This window comes from Streptomyces venezuelae (assembly GCF_008642295.1).
Lineage (GTDB): Bacteria > Actinomycetota > Actinomycetes > Streptomycetales > Streptomycetaceae > Streptomyces > Streptomyces venezuelae_C.
In genome coordinates, this window is sequence record NZ_CP029190.1 from 652,687 (window position 1) to 669,704 (window position 17,018).

The 17,018-nt window shown below is 72.7% G+C and carries 11 protein-coding genes; 10 read left to right on the top strand and 1 reads right to left on the bottom strand.

Translation table 11 applies throughout. The features are described 5' to 3' along the window. Window positions 1-10: 10 nt before the first annotated feature. The 10 genes from DEJ50_RS02965 to DEJ50_RS03010 all read left to right on the top strand — a co-directional run bounded on the left by DEJ50_RS02965 (window position 11) and on the right by DEJ50_RS03010 (window position 15,574). On the top strand, window positions 11-2,839 hold the full coding sequence (locus tag DEJ50_RS02965; protein ID WP_150205842.1) for a prenyltransferase/squalene oxidase repeat-containing protein: 2,829 nt from the start codon (window positions 11-13) through the stop codon (window positions 2,837-2,839). Further along, a complete protein-coding gene (locus DEJ50_RS02970) occupies window positions 2,836-3,789 on the top strand; it encodes a hypothetical protein (RefSeq protein ID WP_150205843.1) in 954 nt (317 codons plus the stop codon). Before DEJ50_RS02965 ends, DEJ50_RS02970 begins: the two co-directional genes overlap by 4 nt. Before the next feature lie 4 nt (window positions 3,790-3,793). Further along, window positions 3,794-4,978, top strand: coding sequence for an energy-coupling factor transporter transmembrane component T (locus DEJ50_RS02975; RefSeq protein WP_150205844.1), 1,185 nt, complete (start codon window positions 3,794-3,796; stop codon window positions 4,976-4,978). Beyond that, window positions 4,975-6,657: an ABC transporter ATP-binding protein gene (locus DEJ50_RS02980; protein ID WP_150205845.1), complete on the top strand. Its 1,683-nt coding sequence runs from the start codon at window positions 4,975-4,977 to the stop codon at window positions 6,655-6,657. Before DEJ50_RS02975 ends, DEJ50_RS02980 begins: the two co-directional genes overlap by 4 nt. Further along, entirely contained in the window at window positions 6,654-7,469 is an 816-nt protein-coding gene (locus DEJ50_RS02985) for an ECF transporter S component (RefSeq protein WP_150205846.1), read from the top strand. The genes DEJ50_RS02980 and DEJ50_RS02985 overlap by 4 nt, the downstream gene beginning before the upstream one ends. Before the next feature lie 109 nt (window positions 7,470-7,578). Then, window positions 7,579-9,582 (top strand): hypothetical protein, encoded by a 2,004-nt coding sequence (locus tag DEJ50_RS02990; protein WP_223837557.1) that lies wholly within the window; start codon window positions 7,579-7,581, stop codon window positions 9,580-9,582. A gap of 4 nt (window positions 9,583-9,586) precedes the next feature. After that, the gene (locus DEJ50_RS02995; RefSeq protein ID WP_150205848.1) at window positions 9,587-11,065 is read left to right on the top strand and encodes a branched-chain amino acid ABC transporter substrate-binding protein; all 1,479 of its coding nucleotides are present in this window, start codon (window positions 9,587-9,589) and stop codon (window positions 11,063-11,065) included. Window positions 11,066-11,121: 56 nt separating this feature from the next. Continuing rightward, complete coding sequence (locus DEJ50_RS03000) at window positions 11,122-11,694, top strand: hypothetical protein (RefSeq protein WP_150205849.1); 573 nt, start codon at window positions 11,122-11,124, stop codon at window positions 11,692-11,694. After that, window positions 11,691-12,536: a DUF5995 family protein gene (locus DEJ50_RS03005; protein WP_150205850.1), complete on the top strand. Its 846-nt coding sequence runs from the start codon at window positions 11,691-11,693 to the stop codon at window positions 12,534-12,536. Before DEJ50_RS03000 ends, DEJ50_RS03005 begins: the two co-directional genes overlap by 4 nt. A gap of 146 nt (window positions 12,537-12,682) precedes the next feature. Then, entirely contained in the window at window positions 12,683-15,574 is a 2,892-nt protein-coding gene (locus DEJ50_RS03010; RefSeq protein WP_150205851.1) for a peroxidase family protein, read from the top strand. A gap of 10 nt (window positions 15,575-15,584) precedes the next feature. On the opposite strand, the gene DEJ50_RS03015 is transcribed toward DEJ50_RS03010, so the two are convergent. Continuing rightward, a complete protein-coding gene (locus tag DEJ50_RS03015; protein ID WP_150205852.1) occupies window positions 15,585-16,829 on the bottom strand; it encodes an FAD-dependent oxidoreductase in 1,245 nt (414 codons plus the stop codon). Between the last annotated feature and the right edge of the window lie 189 nt (window positions 16,830-17,018).

The following is a 17,018-nucleotide window of genomic DNA, read 5'->3' on the forward strand; positions in this document are numbered from 1 at the left end:
AGGGGCCGCGGTGGGGACGCAACAGCAGGCGCAACGGCGGGTGGGGACGAGACGGCGCGCTCTCTCCCTCGCCACCGCGGCCTTTCTGACGCTCGGTGCGGGAGTGGCCTTCCTCACGGTTCCCCCGACCGCGAGCGCCGATCCGATCGAGCAGTGCACCGCGACCACCGGCGCCATCGTCGCCGTGGACTTCGGCCCCTTCGGCGGCAAGGTCGAGCGGGGCTGCGACACCACCCCGACCACCGGCTACGAGCTGCTGCAGACGGGCGGGTTCACCACCGCCGGCACGGTCCACGACGGCCCGGCCTTCATCTGCCGCATCGGGACCGGCGCCTTCAACTCCGGTACGCAGTACCCCACTCCGGACAAGGAGGAGTGCGTCCTCACCCCGCAGGCCACCGCCTACTGGTCGTACTGGATCGCCTCGCCCGGTCAGAAGAACTGGACGTACAGCCCGCTCGGTGCCATGTCCCGCGCCCCCAAGGCCGGTGACGTGGACGCCTGGGTCTTCGGCGGCACCGACATCGGCGGCACCTCCGGCAAGCCCACCTTCTCCCCCGACGACGTCCGGGCCGGCGGCGGTGTTCCCTCGCCCGACCCGACCGGCCCGACGGGTCCGCCGGTCCCGGGCCGGGGCGCGGTGGACGTGGCCGCCGCCACCCGCTGGCTCACGGGCAGACTGACGGACGGCGAACGCGTCGTCGACGAGGGCGCCACCGCCCCCAACCACTTCCTGACCACCGAGGTCGTGTTCGCCCTGGCCGCCTCCGACCGGGAGAGCCCGGTGGCCCGGAAGGCCGCCGATTTCCTCGCCACGCCCGCGCAGACGGACGCGTACGCCTATCCGGCCGGCAAGGACGGGATTCCCGACGCCACCGCCGCCGCGCGACTCGCGCTCGTCGCGGAGGCCACCGGGAAGGATCCCCGCGCCTTCGGCGGCCACGACCTGCTCGGGGACCTGGTCACATACGTCTGCCCACGGGACATCGGCGACGGCGAGACGGTCGAGGGCTGCCTCACCAAGGGCGACTTCCGCACCACCGGCCAGTCCGACGCGCAGGCCATGGCCGTCATCGCGCTGCTGAACGGCGGAGTGACCCCGCCCGCCGACGCCGTGAACCGGCTGACCGGACTCCAGTGCGAGGACGGCGGTTTCACCGGCATCCTCATCCGGTCCGGCGGATGGTGCGACAGCGACGCCGCCGCCACCGGCCTGATCACCCTGGCCCTCAAGCGGGCGGGCGGCCACGACGCGGCCGTCGAGCGGGCGCGGGCCTACCTGAAGAAGTCCCAGCTGGCGAGCGGAGCCTGGCCGTCCGCCTCCTATATGACGACCGGCAGCCCGAGTTCCACCGGCTGGGCGGTCCAGGCCCTGCGCGCGCTCGGCGACACCGGGCATGCGGACGCGGGCATCTCGTGGCTCTCCAAGCACCAGTTCCCGCAAGGGGGCTTCGGTTTCGAGGAGGACGACACCGAAGGGCGGGTGTTCGCGACCACCACCGTCGCCGTCGCGGGCGCCAAGAGTGACCTGGTGGCGCTGACCGGGAAGGTCGAGCCGAAGCCCACCCCCACCAAGCCCACCCCCGCCAGCCCGCAGCCCACCAGCCCCCAGCCGACCAACCCCCAGCCCACCGGCCCCACCCCGTCGGTCCCGCCGGGCGACGGACCCGACATCAGGAAGGGCGTGGCGTTCCTCACCGGCCCCACCCGGCTGATCCAGGGCCGCTACTACGAGAGCGAGCCCGGCAAGCGCTTCGCCGACTACGGCATGACCATCGACGGCGCCTACGCCCTCGCGGCCACCGGCGGGGACAACGCCACCCTGCGCAATATCGTCGACTTCCTCGACAAGGGCGGCCGGGACGGCCACAACCGCGGCATCCACGACTGGACCCTCATCGGCACGAAGTACGCGGGCGGCGGCTTCATCGGCAAGGCTGCGGTGCTGGCCCAGGCGGTGGGCCGCGACCCCCGCAACTTCGGCAACCAGGACCTGATCGCCGCACTCGCCAGAATCACCTGCAAGGCCAGGACCGAGGTCCGCCAGCAGTGCGCGGCCAAAGGCAACTACGCCTACGCCACCTCCGTCTTCAAGCAGTCGCTCGGCGTCATGGCGCAGGTCCGGGCCGGGGAGACGGCCGCCGCGGCCGAGCCGATCGCGTACCTCAAGAGCCTCCAGACCCCTTCGGGCGGCTGGGTGAGCCTGATAGGCGAGCCCAGTACCGCCGAGGTCGACTCCACCGCCATGGCCGCCATGACCGTGGACCTGCTGCCCGACGCCGACTCGCAGCAGTCCGTGGACAAGGCGCTGGTCTGGCTGGCGGCGCAGCAGAAGGAGGACGGCGGTTTCCAGGGCGCCTCCGGGAATTCGGTCAACTCCGCCGCCCTCGCCATCCAGGGACTCTCGCTGGACGCGTCCACGTACGGTGCCCAGATCGCCAAGGCCCGGAAGTTCCTGGCGAGCCAGCAGAACGCCGACGGCGGCTTCAACGTGGCCAAGGGCAGCCAGCCGGGTTCCGATGTCCGTGCCTCCACCCAGGCGATCAGCGGTACCACCGGCATCTCCTTCGGCACCCTCAGCCGCAGCCTGGACGGCACCACCCCGCAGCCCGTCCCCACCACCCCGCTCCAGCCCTCCGGCAACCCCTCCGGGCCCGTGATCGTGACCCCGGGCGAGGGCGCGGGCGGCTCGGGCGGCTCGGGCGGCGGTGGCCTCGCCGCCACCGGCGCCCAGGCCGGCGGGCTCGCTGCGGCGGCCGTGGGGCTGGTGCTCGGCGGCTGGGGCGCGACCCGCATCGCCCGACGCCGCCGCGAGGCCACCGGGAGCACGTCGTCATGAGCAACCGTGTCCTGCGGGCCCTTGCCCGGACCACCGCCGCGCTGGGCCTGACGGTGGCGGCGTTCGCCGCCACCGCGGGCCCGGCGGGGGCCGCCCCGCAACCGATGGGCCAGTGCACCACCTCCTCCGGGGTCGTCCTCGCGGTGGACTTCAGCCACTGGGGCGGGCCCGTCTACCGCTCCTGCGGCACCACGCCCACCACCGGCTACGAGCTCCTCAATCAGGGCGGCTGGGCCACCACCGGCACCGGCCACGACGGCCCCGCCTTCATCTGCCGCATCGGCTACAGCGGCTACCAGGGCGGCAGGCAGTTCCCCACCCCGCAGCAGGACGACTGCGTCCTCACCCCGCCCGCCTCCGCCTACTGGTCGTACTGGCACGCCGACCCCGGGCAGAACACCTGGCAGTACAGCCAGCTCGGCGCCATGCTCTACAAGCCCAAGCCCGGCAGCGTCGACCTGTGGATCTTCGGCGGCACCAACGTCGAGGGCACCGAGGGGCGCCCGACCGTCACCCCTGACCAGCTGCGCGCCAAGAACACCCGGCCGGCCGGCGGCCCCGCGCCCAAGGACACCCGTACCGCGGCCCCGCTGCCGCCGGACGTCAACACGGGCCCGAAGCCGGAGAACCCGCCCCCGGCCGCCCCGCCGCCGGCCAACCCGACGCCCTCCCCGACCGCACCCACGACCGGTGCCCCGGACCCGGCGACTCCGCCGGCCTCGGCCGGCCCCTCCGAGAGCGCCTCCCCCACGCCCTCCGGAACGCCTTCGTCCAGCGCCCCCGCGGTGGCCGCCCCCAGCCCCGGCCTCCAGGTGGTCGACGCGGCTCCCGCCGCGGACGCCGAGCACGATGCCGGCTCGTTCCTGCCCGCCGTCGCGACCGGAGCGCTGGTCCTGCTCATCGGCGCCGCCGCCGTCTTCGCGGCCCAACGCCGCCGTCGTACGGAGTAACCGCGTGTCGCGCACCACCACGGCCGCGGCCCGGCCGCCCGTGTCCGGCCCCGCGCCGGACCCGGGCGGTCGCCGTCTGCCCCGCACCCTGCACCCCGTCGCCTGGTGGATCTGGGCCCTCGCCCTGGCCACCGCCGTCAGCCGCACCAACAACCCGCTGCTGCTGTTCCTCGTCCTCGCCGTCCTCGGCTACGTCATCACCATGCGCCGTACCGAAGCCCCGTGGGCCCGCGGCTTCAAGTACTACCTCTACCTCGCCCTCACCGTCGTCGCGATCCGGGTGGTCTTCCGCGCCGTCTTCGCCACCGGCATCACCCCCCGCGACCACTTCCTCTTCTCCCTCCCCCACATCCCCACCCCCGACTGGTACGCGGGCATCCAACTCGGCGGCCCCGTCTCCCTGGAGGCCCTGCTCTCCGCCGCCACCGACGGACTGCGGCTCGCCTGCATGCTCTGCTGCATCGGCGCCGCCAACACCCTCGCCAACCCCAAACGGGCGCTGCGGGTCCTGCCCGGCGCCCTCTACGAACTCGGCGTCGCCGTCACGGTGTCCATCAGCGTCGCCCCGCAGCTCGTCCAGAGCGTGCAACGCGTCCACCGGGCCAAGCGGCTGCGGGCCGGCCGGTCCCGGGGGCTGCGGGCCCTGCGCGGCATCATCGTGCCCGTACTCGAAGACGCCCTGGAGCGCTCGCTGCGGCTGGCCGCCGCCATGGACTCGCGCGGCTACGGCCGGGCCGGCACCGCCACCCGCCGCTCCCGGCGGCTGACCGGCGCCCTGATGCTGCTCGGCATGTGCGGGCTGTGCGCGGGCGCGTACGGGCTCCTCGACGCCACCGCCCCGAAGCTGCTCGGCCTCCCCGCCATGGGCGCCGGGGCCCTGCTGTGCTTCGCCGGGCTGCGGCTCGGCGGGCGCCGCATCACCCGGACCACGTACCGGCCCGACCCCTGGCACTTCGCCGAGTGGGCCGTGGCCGGCTGCGGGGTGCTGTCCGCGGTCCTGCTGTTCAGCAACGCGGGATTCAACGCCGCCGAGCTCAACCCCTCCATCTACCCGCTCAGCTGGCCCACGCTGCCGCTGGTGCCCGCCGCCGCGATCCTGCTTGCCGGTACCGCCGGCTTCCTGGCTCCGCCCCCGGCCCCGCCCGCCCGGCCGGCCGTCCCCGCACAGCGCACCGAGGAACCCAAGTGATCACCTTCGACCAGGTCGCCGTCCGGTACGAGGACACGGCCGAGCCCGTGCTGCGCGATGTGGACCTGACCGTCGAGGAAGGGGAGCTCTGCCTCGTCGTCGGCCACACCGGCGTCGGCAAGTCCACCTTCCTCGGTGCCGTCAACGGCCTCGTCCCGCACTTCACCGGCGGCACCCTGTACGGCCGCGTCCTCGTCGACGGCCGCGACACCGCCCACCACCCCCCGCGCGAACTCGCCGACGTCGTCGGCGTGGTCGGCCAGGACCCCCTCGACGGATTCGTCACCGACACCGTCGAGGAGGAGCTCGCCTACACCATGGAGCAGCTCGCCGTCCCCCCGGCGACCATGCGCAAGCGCGTGGAGGAGACCCTCGACCTGCTCGGCCTCGCCGACCTGCGCCACCGCGCCCTGCACGAACTCTCCGGCGGCCAGCAGCAGCGCGTGGCCATCGGCTCGGTCCTCACCGCCCACCCCCGCATCCTGGTCCTCGACGAACCCACCTCCGCCCTCGACCCCACGGCGGCGGAAGAGGTGCTGGCCGCCGTCACCCGCCTGGTCCACGACCTCGGGGTCACCGTCCTCCTCGCCGAACACCGCCTGGAGCGGGTGGTGCAGTACGCGGACCGGGTGATCCACCTGCCCGGCGACGGCCGCGTCGTCACCGGCGCGCCCGCCGAGATCTTCCGTACGTCCTCGATCGCCCCGCCCATCGTGGAGCTGGGCCGTACGGCCGGGTGGACACCGCTGCCCCTGTCGATCCGCGACGCCCGCCGGGCGGCGGCTCCGGTGCGCGCCCGGCTGGCCGACACCCCTCCCCCGGCGGTCCGTCCGGCTCCTCCGGCCGAGCACCCCGTCCTCCTCACCGCCCGCAAGGTCACCGTGACCTATCACGGCGTACCGGCGGTCCGGGAGGTCGACCTCGCCCTGCGCGGCGGCGAGATCACCGCCCTGATGGGCCGCAACGGCTCCGGCAAGTCCTCGCTCCTGTGGGCCTTGCAGGGGTCCGGCCCGCGCAAGGCAGGCACCGTACGGGTCACGGCCGGGGGCCCCGCCGAGGCACCTCAGCCGTCCAAGCCGTCCCGGCCGTCCGACCCGCGCGACCTGTCCGCGGCGGAGGCCCGCCGGCTGGTCGGCCTGGTCCCCCAGACACCCACCGACCTCCTCTACCTGGAGAGCGTGAAGCAGGAACTCGACCAGGCGGACGCCGAGTCCGGGCGGGCCGCGGGCTCACCGGCCGCCCGCGAGATCCTCGACCGGCTCGCCCCGGGCATCGACGACGCCGTCCATCCGCGGGATCTGTCCGAGGGGCAGAAACTCGCGCTGGTGCTGGCCATCCAGCTGTCCGCGGCCCCCGGTGTGCTGCTCCTCGACGAACCCACCCGGGGCCTGGACTACCGGGCCAAGAACCAGCTCATCAACATCGTCGACGACCTCGCCACCGAGGGACGGGCCGTGGTGGTCTCCACCCACGACGTGGAGTTCGTGGCCCGCGCCGCCGACCGGGTGGTCGTCATGGCCGAGGGCGAGATCGTCGCCGACGGCCCCACCACCGAGGTCATCGTGGCCTCCCCCGTCTTCGCTCCCCAGACCGCCAAGATCCTCGCCCCCCTCCCCTACCTCACGGTCGCCCAGGTGGGTTCCGTCCTGGCCGGCGACGGAACGGATCCGGACTCATGACCGCCGCACGCGCCGCCGCCATCCGCATCAACGCGCGGGCCGGGGTGGTCATCTCGATGGCCGCCTTCCTCGGGGTCGTCGCGTTCTTCTGGCCGTTCCTGGTGGCTCCCGGCACGTTCGGCTCCCACTACGCGCCGCCGCTGATCTTCGGCGTCCTGCTGGTGATCGTGCTCTGCGTGGTCATCTCCGAGATCGCCGAGGGCGGCATCAACTCCAAAGCCCTCGCCATGCTGGGGGTCCTGTCCGCGGTGAACGCCGCCATCCGGCCGCTGGGGGCGGGCACGGCCGGCATCGAGACGGTGTTCTTCATCCTCGTACTGGCAGGCCGGGTCTACGGACCGGGTTTCGGCTTCACCCTCGGCTGCACCTCCCTCTTCGCCTCCGCCCTCATCACCGGCGGGGTCGGGCCGTGGATGCCGTACCAGATGTTCGGCTGCGCCTTCGTGGGCATGCTCGCCGGCTTCCTGCCCAGGGCCACCGGCCGCCTCGAAGTGGCGATGCTCGCCGTCTACGGCTCGCTCTCGGGCTACCTCTTCGGGTTCCTCCTCAACCTGTCCTTCTGGCCGTTCTCCCTCGACCCGAACAGCTCGATCGCCTACCTGCCCGGCCTGCCCTTCACCGAGCAGTTCCAGCGCTACCTCGCCTTCGACCTGGCCACCTCCCTGGGCTGGGACACCGGACGTGCCGTCACCAACTTCGTCTGCATCTGCCTGGCCGGGCCCGCGGTGCTCACGGTGTTCCGGCGCGCCGCGCGCAAGGCCCGCTTCCAGGCCCCGGTGCAGTTCGCACCACGTACGGCGGACCGGCCGTAGGGATCAGTCGTCATACCGTGACGATTCCGGGGCCGGAAACCCCTGTCTGACTCCGGCTCCGGATGGCAGTCTCTACTCCTCGGAAGCGTTGTCCTGGGGGGGGTCATACGTGAGAGAGCCGGGCACGGGCGTGGGCCTGCGGGGCCGCAGCGGCATCCTGTCGCTGGTCGACGCATGTCTGAACGAGAACCCGGCGGCCGAGCGGCCCCTGACCGTGCTGCTCGGTCCGGCGGGCAGCGGAGCCAGCGAGGCGCACAGCGCACTCATGGAGCACTTCGGGCCCGACCACCCCTTCGCCTTCGTCAACTTCGGCGGGGCCCAGTCCCTGCTGCCGCGCTACGCCCTCGGGCTCCTGGCCCGCCAGCTCGAACGCAAACTGCCCCGCTACGGCCGCTCCCACTTCCCCCTGCTCAGCCTCGGCCTGCTGGCGTCCGACCAGGAGCTGCGCATGCGCAGCCTGGCCGAGGGACGGCGCGCGGTGCAGCGCCAACTCGACCGGTTCCAGGAGGAGAACGAGGCCCGGCACGGCGACTACCTGGCCGCCTTCTTCGAAGTGGGCATGGGTGCGGTCGGCATGCCGGAAGGCGCCTCCACCGCCGCGCTCGCCCTCTTCCAGGACGCCCTGCGGCGCAGCCGCCGCACCATGCCCAGCCTGTTCGGCGGCCGACTGGGCAGCCGGCTCACCGCCGGAGCCCACTGGTACGGGCGCCACCCCATGACCCGCAGCGCGGACCCCATGGAAGCCCTCGTGGAGCTCAACCTCTGGCGCCACGAGGGCAACGAGAACGAACAGGAGCGGCTCGACCTGGTCCTCTTCTCGGCCTTCCTGGAGGACCTCAGACGCAACACCGCCCGCAACTTCATGCCCCGCTCGTACCTGCTGCTCCTCGACAACTCCCACACCGAGTACGGCCGCCGTTTCCTCGACCTGCTGCTGCGCTCCCGCCATGACGAGACGGTCGTGGCCGGCCGCACCAGCGATCCGCTGACCGTGGTCGCCAGCTCCAACCGCTGGCTGCCCCGTTGGGGCCCGGCCACCGGGGACTCCTGGCCCTGGCAGCTGCGCAGCCCCGACCGGGCCTCCCTGGCGGACTGGAACGCGCACCGGCCGACCCGGGACAGCGAGGACACCTGGTGGTACCCGTTGCGCCTGCGGGACCTCAACCTGGACGAGGTACGGATCCGGATAGAGCTCCAGCTCGGCGGGAACAGCGATCTGGCCCCGCTGACCCGGCTCACCCCCTTCGTGCACCGGCTCACCGGAGGTCTGCCGCGCGCCGTCCACCATGTGCTGGACGTGCTCCGCCAGGCCGGGCCGCTGCCGGACTCGGGCCCCTTGCAGGACCGGTGGCTGCGGACCCTGCCCGATCGGCCGCTGCGCGCCGGGGAGGACTCGGCCACCCTCGCCGACACCGCCCTCGCGCACCTCCTGCGCGACTTCGACGGAACCCAGCGGGCCGCCCTCGCCGAATGCGCCGCCGCCCGGGACTTCTCCGTCGCCACCCGGCTGCTGAGCCCCGACGACTCCCTGTTCGGCGAGATCCGCTCCCGCTGGCTGCTGTCCGGACCCGTCGCCGTCGTGCCCGTACTCCACCCGTGGCTGCGCCGGCTGCTGCTGTGGCGGCTGGCCGAACGCCCCGACGGATGGGACACCGTGCACGAGCTCCTCGCGGAGTACTACCGCGGCGAGGGCAAGCCCGTACAGGAGATGTACCACCAGCTCGCCCGCGGGCGGACCGAGGAGGTCACCGCCCATCTGACGCGGCGTTTCACCGCCGTACCGGCCGCTCAGTGGATCTCCGAGTTCGATGCGGTCACCGCCGCGCCGAACCGTTTCCCCACCGACGGCGGACCCCTGGAACTCCTCACCGGGCTGGTCCCGCGTCGGCCCGGGCGTGTGCGGGACACCGAGTCCGTGATCCACACCCTGGTGACCACCCGCTGGGTGTGGAGCGATCCGCTCGCCGATCCCGCCATGCGGCTCAACGGCCTGATCGCCGACGGCTACACCCAGCTGTCCCAATTACGGAGGAACGACATCGTGGCCCTGTTCAACGAGGCGGAGCGGTACCGTCACTGGCGCGATCCGCTGACCGCCGGCTGGGAGGGCTGAGCCCGTGCCCAGACTCGAATGGCCCCTGCACGTCGTACGCCGGGTCGCCCTGGCCACCGCGCTCGTCGTCGCCCTGGGCGCGGCACTCTGGGTGGGTGTCGGCTGGCTGGAGGAGCGCCGGTCCCGATGCGCCGACGGGGTCGTCGAACTGGGCCCGGCCGACGAGTGCGTCGGCGTGACCGACGGCTCCTATGTCTTCGCACCGCACCTGGACGCCGTGAGCGGGAAGATCGAGGAGGAGAACCGCCGGGTCCTCGCCAACGCGGACAAGGAACCGTACGTCAGCGTCGCCTATTACACCTCCTTCACCACCACCGCCGAGGACAGCAACTCCGCCGAGGGCGTCCGCCACGAACTCCAGGGCGCCTATCTCGCCCAGTACCGGCACAACCGGGGCGACCTCGCCGCCACCCCCAAGATCCGGCTGCTGATAGCCAACCCGGGCACCCGGTCCGCGCAGTGGCAGCACACCGTCGACGAGCTGATCGCCCGCAAGGACTCCCCGGACCGGCTCGTCGCCGTGGCCGGCCTCGGCCCCAGTACCAACGAGAACCTTGCAGCGATCAAGCGCCTCTCCGAACACCGCATCGCCATGGTCGGCGCCACCATGACCGCCACGAACATCCAGGGCATCAACGGCTACGTCCGGGTCGCCCCCACCAACGAGGACGAGGCGTACGCCGCCGCCGGCTACCTCAAGAGGCACGGCGTCGGCACCGCCGTCGTCATCCAGGACGTGGCAGAGGGGGACCTCTACGCCTCCACCCTCGGCACCGCCTTCACCAAGGCCTTCCAGGACGGCGGCAAGCACCGGCTCGTCGCCGAGCGCATGACCTACGACTCCTCCGTCAGCAGCGCCTGGCAGAACGAACTGCGCTACATGCCGGGGCAGTTGTGCCAGCAGCGCCCCCAGCTCGTGTACTTCGCGGGCCGCGGCCGGCACCTCACCCACTTCCTCGACGCGCTCGCCAACCGCAGCTGCACCGACCGGCACTTCACCGTGTTCGCCGGGGACGACACCACCAACCTGAGCGCCGAGCAGCTCGCCCACGCCGCCGAGACGGGTGTCGAGGTGCTCTACACCGGCCTCTCCCACCCCGACATGTACCGCTCGGCGCCGCAGGCGGTGTCCGCGCCGTCCGCGAAGAACTTCCAGCCGGGCGGGCTGCTGGACCAGTGGTTCCCGCACGATCCCCGCGAGGACGGCGGGGCCCTGATGGGCCACGACGCGGTGCTGGCCGCGGCGCACGGCATCCAGATGGCCGCCCGCTGGCAGGGGCAGGTGGTGGGCGACGCGGTGGCCCGGATGTTCCACCAGATGGACGGCACCCAGCAGGTGGCCGGGGCCGGCGGGTTCATCTCCTTCCAGAACAACGGCAACCCGCGCAACAAGGCCGTCCCGATCCTGCGCCTCAACGGCAAGGGCCGGGTCGAGTTCGTCGAGGTGTCCGCGGCGGAGGGCAAACCCCCGCAGGAACAGTGACGGACACGCCTCCCGCTTACGCTCCGTGAGCAGAAGCCGTCAGTAGACTGCACGCCGTGACGCACAGCGTCGGCAATGCACCGCCTCGCTCAGGTGCCCCCACTCACATCTACTACTTCGACGTGGGGGTCGGGGACTGGGAGGGGCGGTTCACCTTCCGGGTCACGTCCTGGCCCCGCTTCCGGCGCACCCGCGTCGGACTGCGCAACCGGGCGCTGGTCGTCGCCATGGTGCTCGCCCAGCGGCTGACCGGGCCGCCCCGGCTGGAGTCGACCATCGTGGCCGATCCCTCCGCGGGCGCCTTCGGGGTCGCCGACAACGTGGTCAGGCTCTCCACGTTCGGGGTGACCCTGTACCTGCTGAAGGAGCGCTACCTCCTCGCCCCGGACGGCACGAGTGTCACGGTGGAGGCACACGAGCAGTTCGGTCCCGTCCCGGGCATCGTGACGCGGACGTTCGGCTACCCGGCGGAGATCCAGCCCTCGGGTCTGGGCTCCACCTACCACATGCCGCTCCTGGGGAGCCCGTGGACGGCCACGTACGAGGTGGGAGCCGACCGGCAGAGCCTCGCCGGGCAGCTCGTGTGCGACTGGGCCAGGGCGACGGAAAACGTACGCCGTATCCGATGACGCAGGACGCCACCGGCGTGGCCGCCGAGAGGGTCCAGGGAGTCGTCCGGGAACTCACCGCCCGGGTCATGCAGTACGACGCCGCGCGGGACCACCGCGCGGTCTTCGCATACACCTACTTCCGGCTGACCTCGGACCTCGCCGCGAGCCTGCGGGGCAACACCCCGTCCTTCAGGACGCCCGAGTGGGTCGCCGACCTGTCCGTCTCCCTCGCCGCGGCCTACTTCGGCGCCATGGACGCCATCGACGGCTGGCTGGGCGCCGGTCCCCGCCCCGGCGGCGAAATCCACTCCGCCGACATGCCGGAGCACATCCCGAAACCGTGGCGGGACGTCTACGCCGCCTCGACCGCGCGGCACTCCTACGTCCTGGAGGAGGTGCTGTTCTCGATGATGGCGCACATGTCGTACGACCTGCCGCTGGCGCTCCGGGCCCTGGCCCCGGCCCCGGCCGCCGGCGGGGACCTGCACCGCCACCTCGCGGACTTCCACCGGATGAACGACCTGCTGGCCTCCTCCGTCGACGCGGTCCAGCACGAGATCGCCGCCCGCTACTGCCGTCGGCTGCACTCGCTGGACCGCCTGTTCACCCGGGACGACGAGCTCTTCACCAGCTACGGGATCCGGGTCGCGCGGGGCCTGGCCTGGTTCAACTGCGACCGGCTGCTGGATCCGGCGGCGGCGGTCGGGGCACAGGGCTCCATCAGCAGGTCGACGGCCGCGTTCATCGCCGAGTTCCGCTCCCCGGACGACTGGCGGCGCCGCCATGCCTTCCGTGTCCTGCGGGCCCTGGTCCCCTCCCGGCGGCAGTGGCCGGCACCGGGTACCGCCCTCACCCCGTAACCGGCTGACCGGCTGGACGACTGACCGGCTGACCGGCCCGGTGCCGCGGGGGGGGGTCGCCCGTCTGCCCCGCCCCGCACGACAGCGCCCCCGGGCTGCGGCAGGGTCGTGGCGAGTGCACGGCAGTCCCCCGGGAAGAGGCTCGCATGGACGAGGTCGCACGGTACGAGCGCTATGCCGGCGGCAGCCCCGAGGCCGAGCGGCTGGTCTTCGAACGGCTGGCGCACGAGCTCCTGAAGGTGCAGCTCAAGGCGAAGGGGCGCAGTGGCGCCGGCGCCGTCGACCGGGCCTTCCACGCCAAGGCCGTCCTCGGCGTGGAGAACGCCCGGCTGACGTTCCGCGAGGACCTTCCCGAGGACCTGCGGGCCGGGTTCGCGAGGCCCGGAGCCGAATACCCGGTCACGGTCCGGCTGTCCAACGCCGGCGGGGTCCGGCAGCCCGATTTCGCACCCGATCTGCGCGGGGCGGCGCTGCGCGTCGAGGCGGGCCCCGGTGAGACCCACGATCTGCTGATGACGAACTTCCCGGTGTCCCACGCCCGCGACGCGGTCGAGTTCGTCGCCTTCGCCAAGGCCATGGCAGGTGCCGACTCTCGGCTGCGGAAGGGGTACGCCCTGTTCGTCAAGCTGCCCCTGGCGGTCGGCTGGCCCACGGCCACCCGGATGCGGCGCAACGTCGTCGCGGGAACCCGGCGCACGGTACGCAGCCTGGCCCTGGAGACGTACTGGAGCCGCGGCGCGATCCTGTGGGGCGACCACGGACCGGTGCGCTACCAGCTGAGGCCCGCGGCGGACGCCCCACAGGCCCCGGCGGCCTCGCACACCGATCCCGACTATCTGCGGCGCGAGCTCTCCGACCGGCTGCGCCGGGCGGACGTGGTCTTCGAACTGTGCGTACAGCGCTACGTGGACGCCCGGCGCACCCCCGTCGAGGACGGCGCGGCCGAGTGGACGGAGCAGGCCACGCCCGTCGTGCCGGTGGCCACCCTGACCGTCCCGCGCCAGGACATCCACACCGCCGAAGCCCGCGCCTGCGCTGCCCGGGTGGACCTGCTGGCGTTCAACCCGTGGCACACCACGGAGTACTTCCGGCCCCTGGGCAATCTCAACCGGGCCCGCAAGGCCGCTTACGAGGCGAGCAGCGCCCACCGCCTGGGCCGGCGCTTCCTGACCGTCGAGCCGCGGCGCAACGCACAGCTCGGGGCACCGCTGCGGGCCGTCTTCCGGACCGTCAACCGCGTCGTCCCGTGGCACCGGCTGCCCACCTCGCTCGGCCTCCTCAACCTCATGGCCTTCCGGCAGACACTGCGCCGGCAGAACCTCATCGACACCGAGGTCCACGAGGCTCCGCCCGAGGCCGGTCCGGTGGCGGCCCCGCCCGAGGAGGAGCTGCTGGTCAGGCGCAGTTTCGACGGCTCCTTCAATGACCTGTCGGCGCCGCGGATGGGCGCTGTCGGGGCGACCTTCGGCCGCTCCATGCCGCCCGTCTACCGCCCGGACCTGTTCGACACGCCCAGTCCGGTCACGGTGAGCCGGGAACTGCTCCGGCGCGAGGCGTTCATCCCCGCGACCTCGCTGAACATCATCGCCGCCGCGTGGATCCAGTTCCAGGTGCACGACTGGGTCCAGCACAAGAGGCTTCCGGCCGCCGTCCGGAGCGTCGAGGTGCCGCTGCCACCCGGCGAGACCTGGCAGAACACCCCGGGCGGGCCGCGGGAGAAGGTGATGCGCTTCGGCGAGGACGAGCCGGTGCACCGGCCGCCCGGCAGCGGGCAGCCGCCGATCGTGTTCGCGAGCAGCGTGTCGCACTGGTGGGACGGTTCGGAGGTGTACGGCAGCGACCAGGTGGTGGCGATGTCGTTGCGCGAGCCCGACGGCGGCCCCCGGCTCCGGCTGGAGGACGGACACCTGCCGAACGGCACGAACGGCTCAGGCGGCGCGGGCGGCTTGGGCGGCACCCCGCTCACGGGGTTCACCGACAACTGGTGGCTCGGCCTCAGCGCCGTACACACCCTGTTCGCCCGTGAGCACAACGCGGTGTGCGACGCCCTGCGCCAGGAGTACCCGCGGATGGACGCGGACCGGGTCTACCACACGGCGCGGCTGATCGTCTCCGCGCTGATCGCGAAGATCCACACGGTCGAGTGGACCCCCGCGATCCTCGCCACCAAGACGCTCGACATCGGCATGAAGACCAACTGGCAGGGGCCGCCGAAGAACTGGCTGGACCAGCTGGGCGTCTGGCTGCTGGAGGCGAACGGGCGGCAGGGCATCCCCAAGTCCCTGCCCGACCACCACGGCGCCCCGTATTCCCTGACGGAGGAGTTCGTCACCGTCTACCGGATGCACCCGCTGATCCCGGACGATTACGAGCTCGTCGACCACCGGTTCGGCCGCCGTCTCGACACCCTGGACTTCACCGCCCTCCAGGGCGCCGCGACGGAGCCGCTGATCCGCAAGACCGGCCTGGTGAACACCCTGTACTCGCTGGGCATCGCCCACCCGGGGGCGATCACCCTGCACAACTTCCCACGGACCCTGCAGGCCTTCGAACGGGATGGGGAGGTGATCGATCTGTCCGTGGTCGACCTGGTGCGCACCCGGCGCCGCGGCGTCCCGCGCTACAACGACTTCCGGGCCGGCCTGCACAAGCCGCGGATCCGGCGGTTCGAGGACCTCTCCTCCGATCCGGAGACGGTCGCACGGCTGCGGGACGTCTACCGCTCGGTGGACGACATCGACACCATGGTGGGGCTCTTCGCCGAGAACCCGCCCGCGGGCTTCGGGTTCAGCGACACCGCCTTCCGTGTGTTCATCCTGATGGCCAGCAGACGGTTGCAGAGCGACCGGTTCCTCACGGTCGACTTCCGGCCGGAGGTCTACACGCCCCTCGGGATGGACTGGATCGCACGCAACGGCATGACGAGCGTCATCCTGCGGCACTGCCCGGAGCTGGCGGGCATCCTGCCGCGCGGGGCGAGCGCCTTCGCGCCGTGGCGCCCGGTCCAGCCCGTCCGCAACGGCGGCGGCCCCGGCTGAGCGGCGGAGGTCAGCGCCCGCTCCCGTGCAGCGACTCCTTCGGGGGCCGCTCGCGCACGGCCCCGTAGGCGATGAAGTAGGCCGGCACCCGGTTCAGCCACCGTGAGTCGGTGACGAGCTCGGTCATCCGCTTCGCCCGCCGCGGATGGCCGAACGCGGCCCGGCCGGCCAGCAGTGGCTCGATGACCTGGGCATGGGCGAGCCGCTGGAGGCCTTGGGTGGCCACCGTGGTGGGCCAGCGGCGGTGCTGGACCCGGCGTACGTCCCGCAGTCCCACGGTGCCCGCGCGCAGCGGCCCCACCAGGTACCGGGCAGCGGCCACCGCGTCCTGTACGGCGAGGTTGATGCCGATCCCGAAGACCGGCGACATCGCATGGGCGGCGTCACCGATGCACAGCAGCCCCGGCCGGTGCCAGCGGCGCAGGCGGTCGAGGCGTACGTCGAGCAGTTTGACCTCGTCCCAGGAGGTGAGGGTGTGGGTGCGGTCGGCCAGCCAGGGAGCGGCCTCCGCGAACTGGGCCATGAACCGGTCCAGGCCCTCGGCGCGCCGCTCGGCGTCGGTCCCCTTGGGGATCAGCCCGGCGCACTGCCAGTAGTCGCCGCGGTCGATGAGCGCGGTGAAGAACCGGTCCCCCACACCACCGACGAGCCCGCTGGGATCCTCCTCGCGCCGCGGAATCCGGAACCACCAGGCGTCCATCGGGCACGGGAAGCCCTCCAGCCCGAGTTCGGGCAGCTCCCTGGCGAGCGACCCGCGGCCGTCACAGGCCACGGTCAGGGTCGCCCGCAGCTCGCCGGTGGTGCCGTCCGCGGTGCGGTACCGCACGCCCGTGACCCGTCCGCCCTCGGTCAGGAAGGACACCGCCTCGGTGTCCATGCGCAGCCGGAAGGACGGCTCCCGGCCCGCCTCGTCGGCGAGGAGGTCGAGCAGGTCCCACTGGGGGACCATCGCGATGTAGTTGTACTTCCCGTGCAGCGCCCCGATGTTCCCGACGGTAACCAGGGCCCGGTCCGCGCCGATGGGCAGTTGCACCGCGGTCACCCGGCGCTGCGGCAGCCGGGCGAACCGTTCGGCCAGTCCGATGTCGTCCAGCAAGGACAGGGTCGAGGGATGCACGGTGTCACCGCGGAAGTCGCGCAGGAAGTCGCCGTGCTTCTCCAGTACGGTCACCTCCACCCCGGCCCGGGCCAGCAGCAGCGCGAGCACCATTCCGGCGGGCCCGCCTCCCACCACGCAGCAGGTCGTGCGCTCCACGGCAACCACTCCTTCGCGGCCTCGGGCGATCCCGGTGATCCCCGCGATCCCCGCCATCTCCGTCATCCCCAGCTGACGTATACCGCATCCCCGGCGCCCGGAACGGCAATGGCACGGCCGGGGCCGACCGGTGCAACCGGCGGGCGGGCTGCCGCGCGCCGCCGACGCGTGTCCCGCGCCCCGGGATAT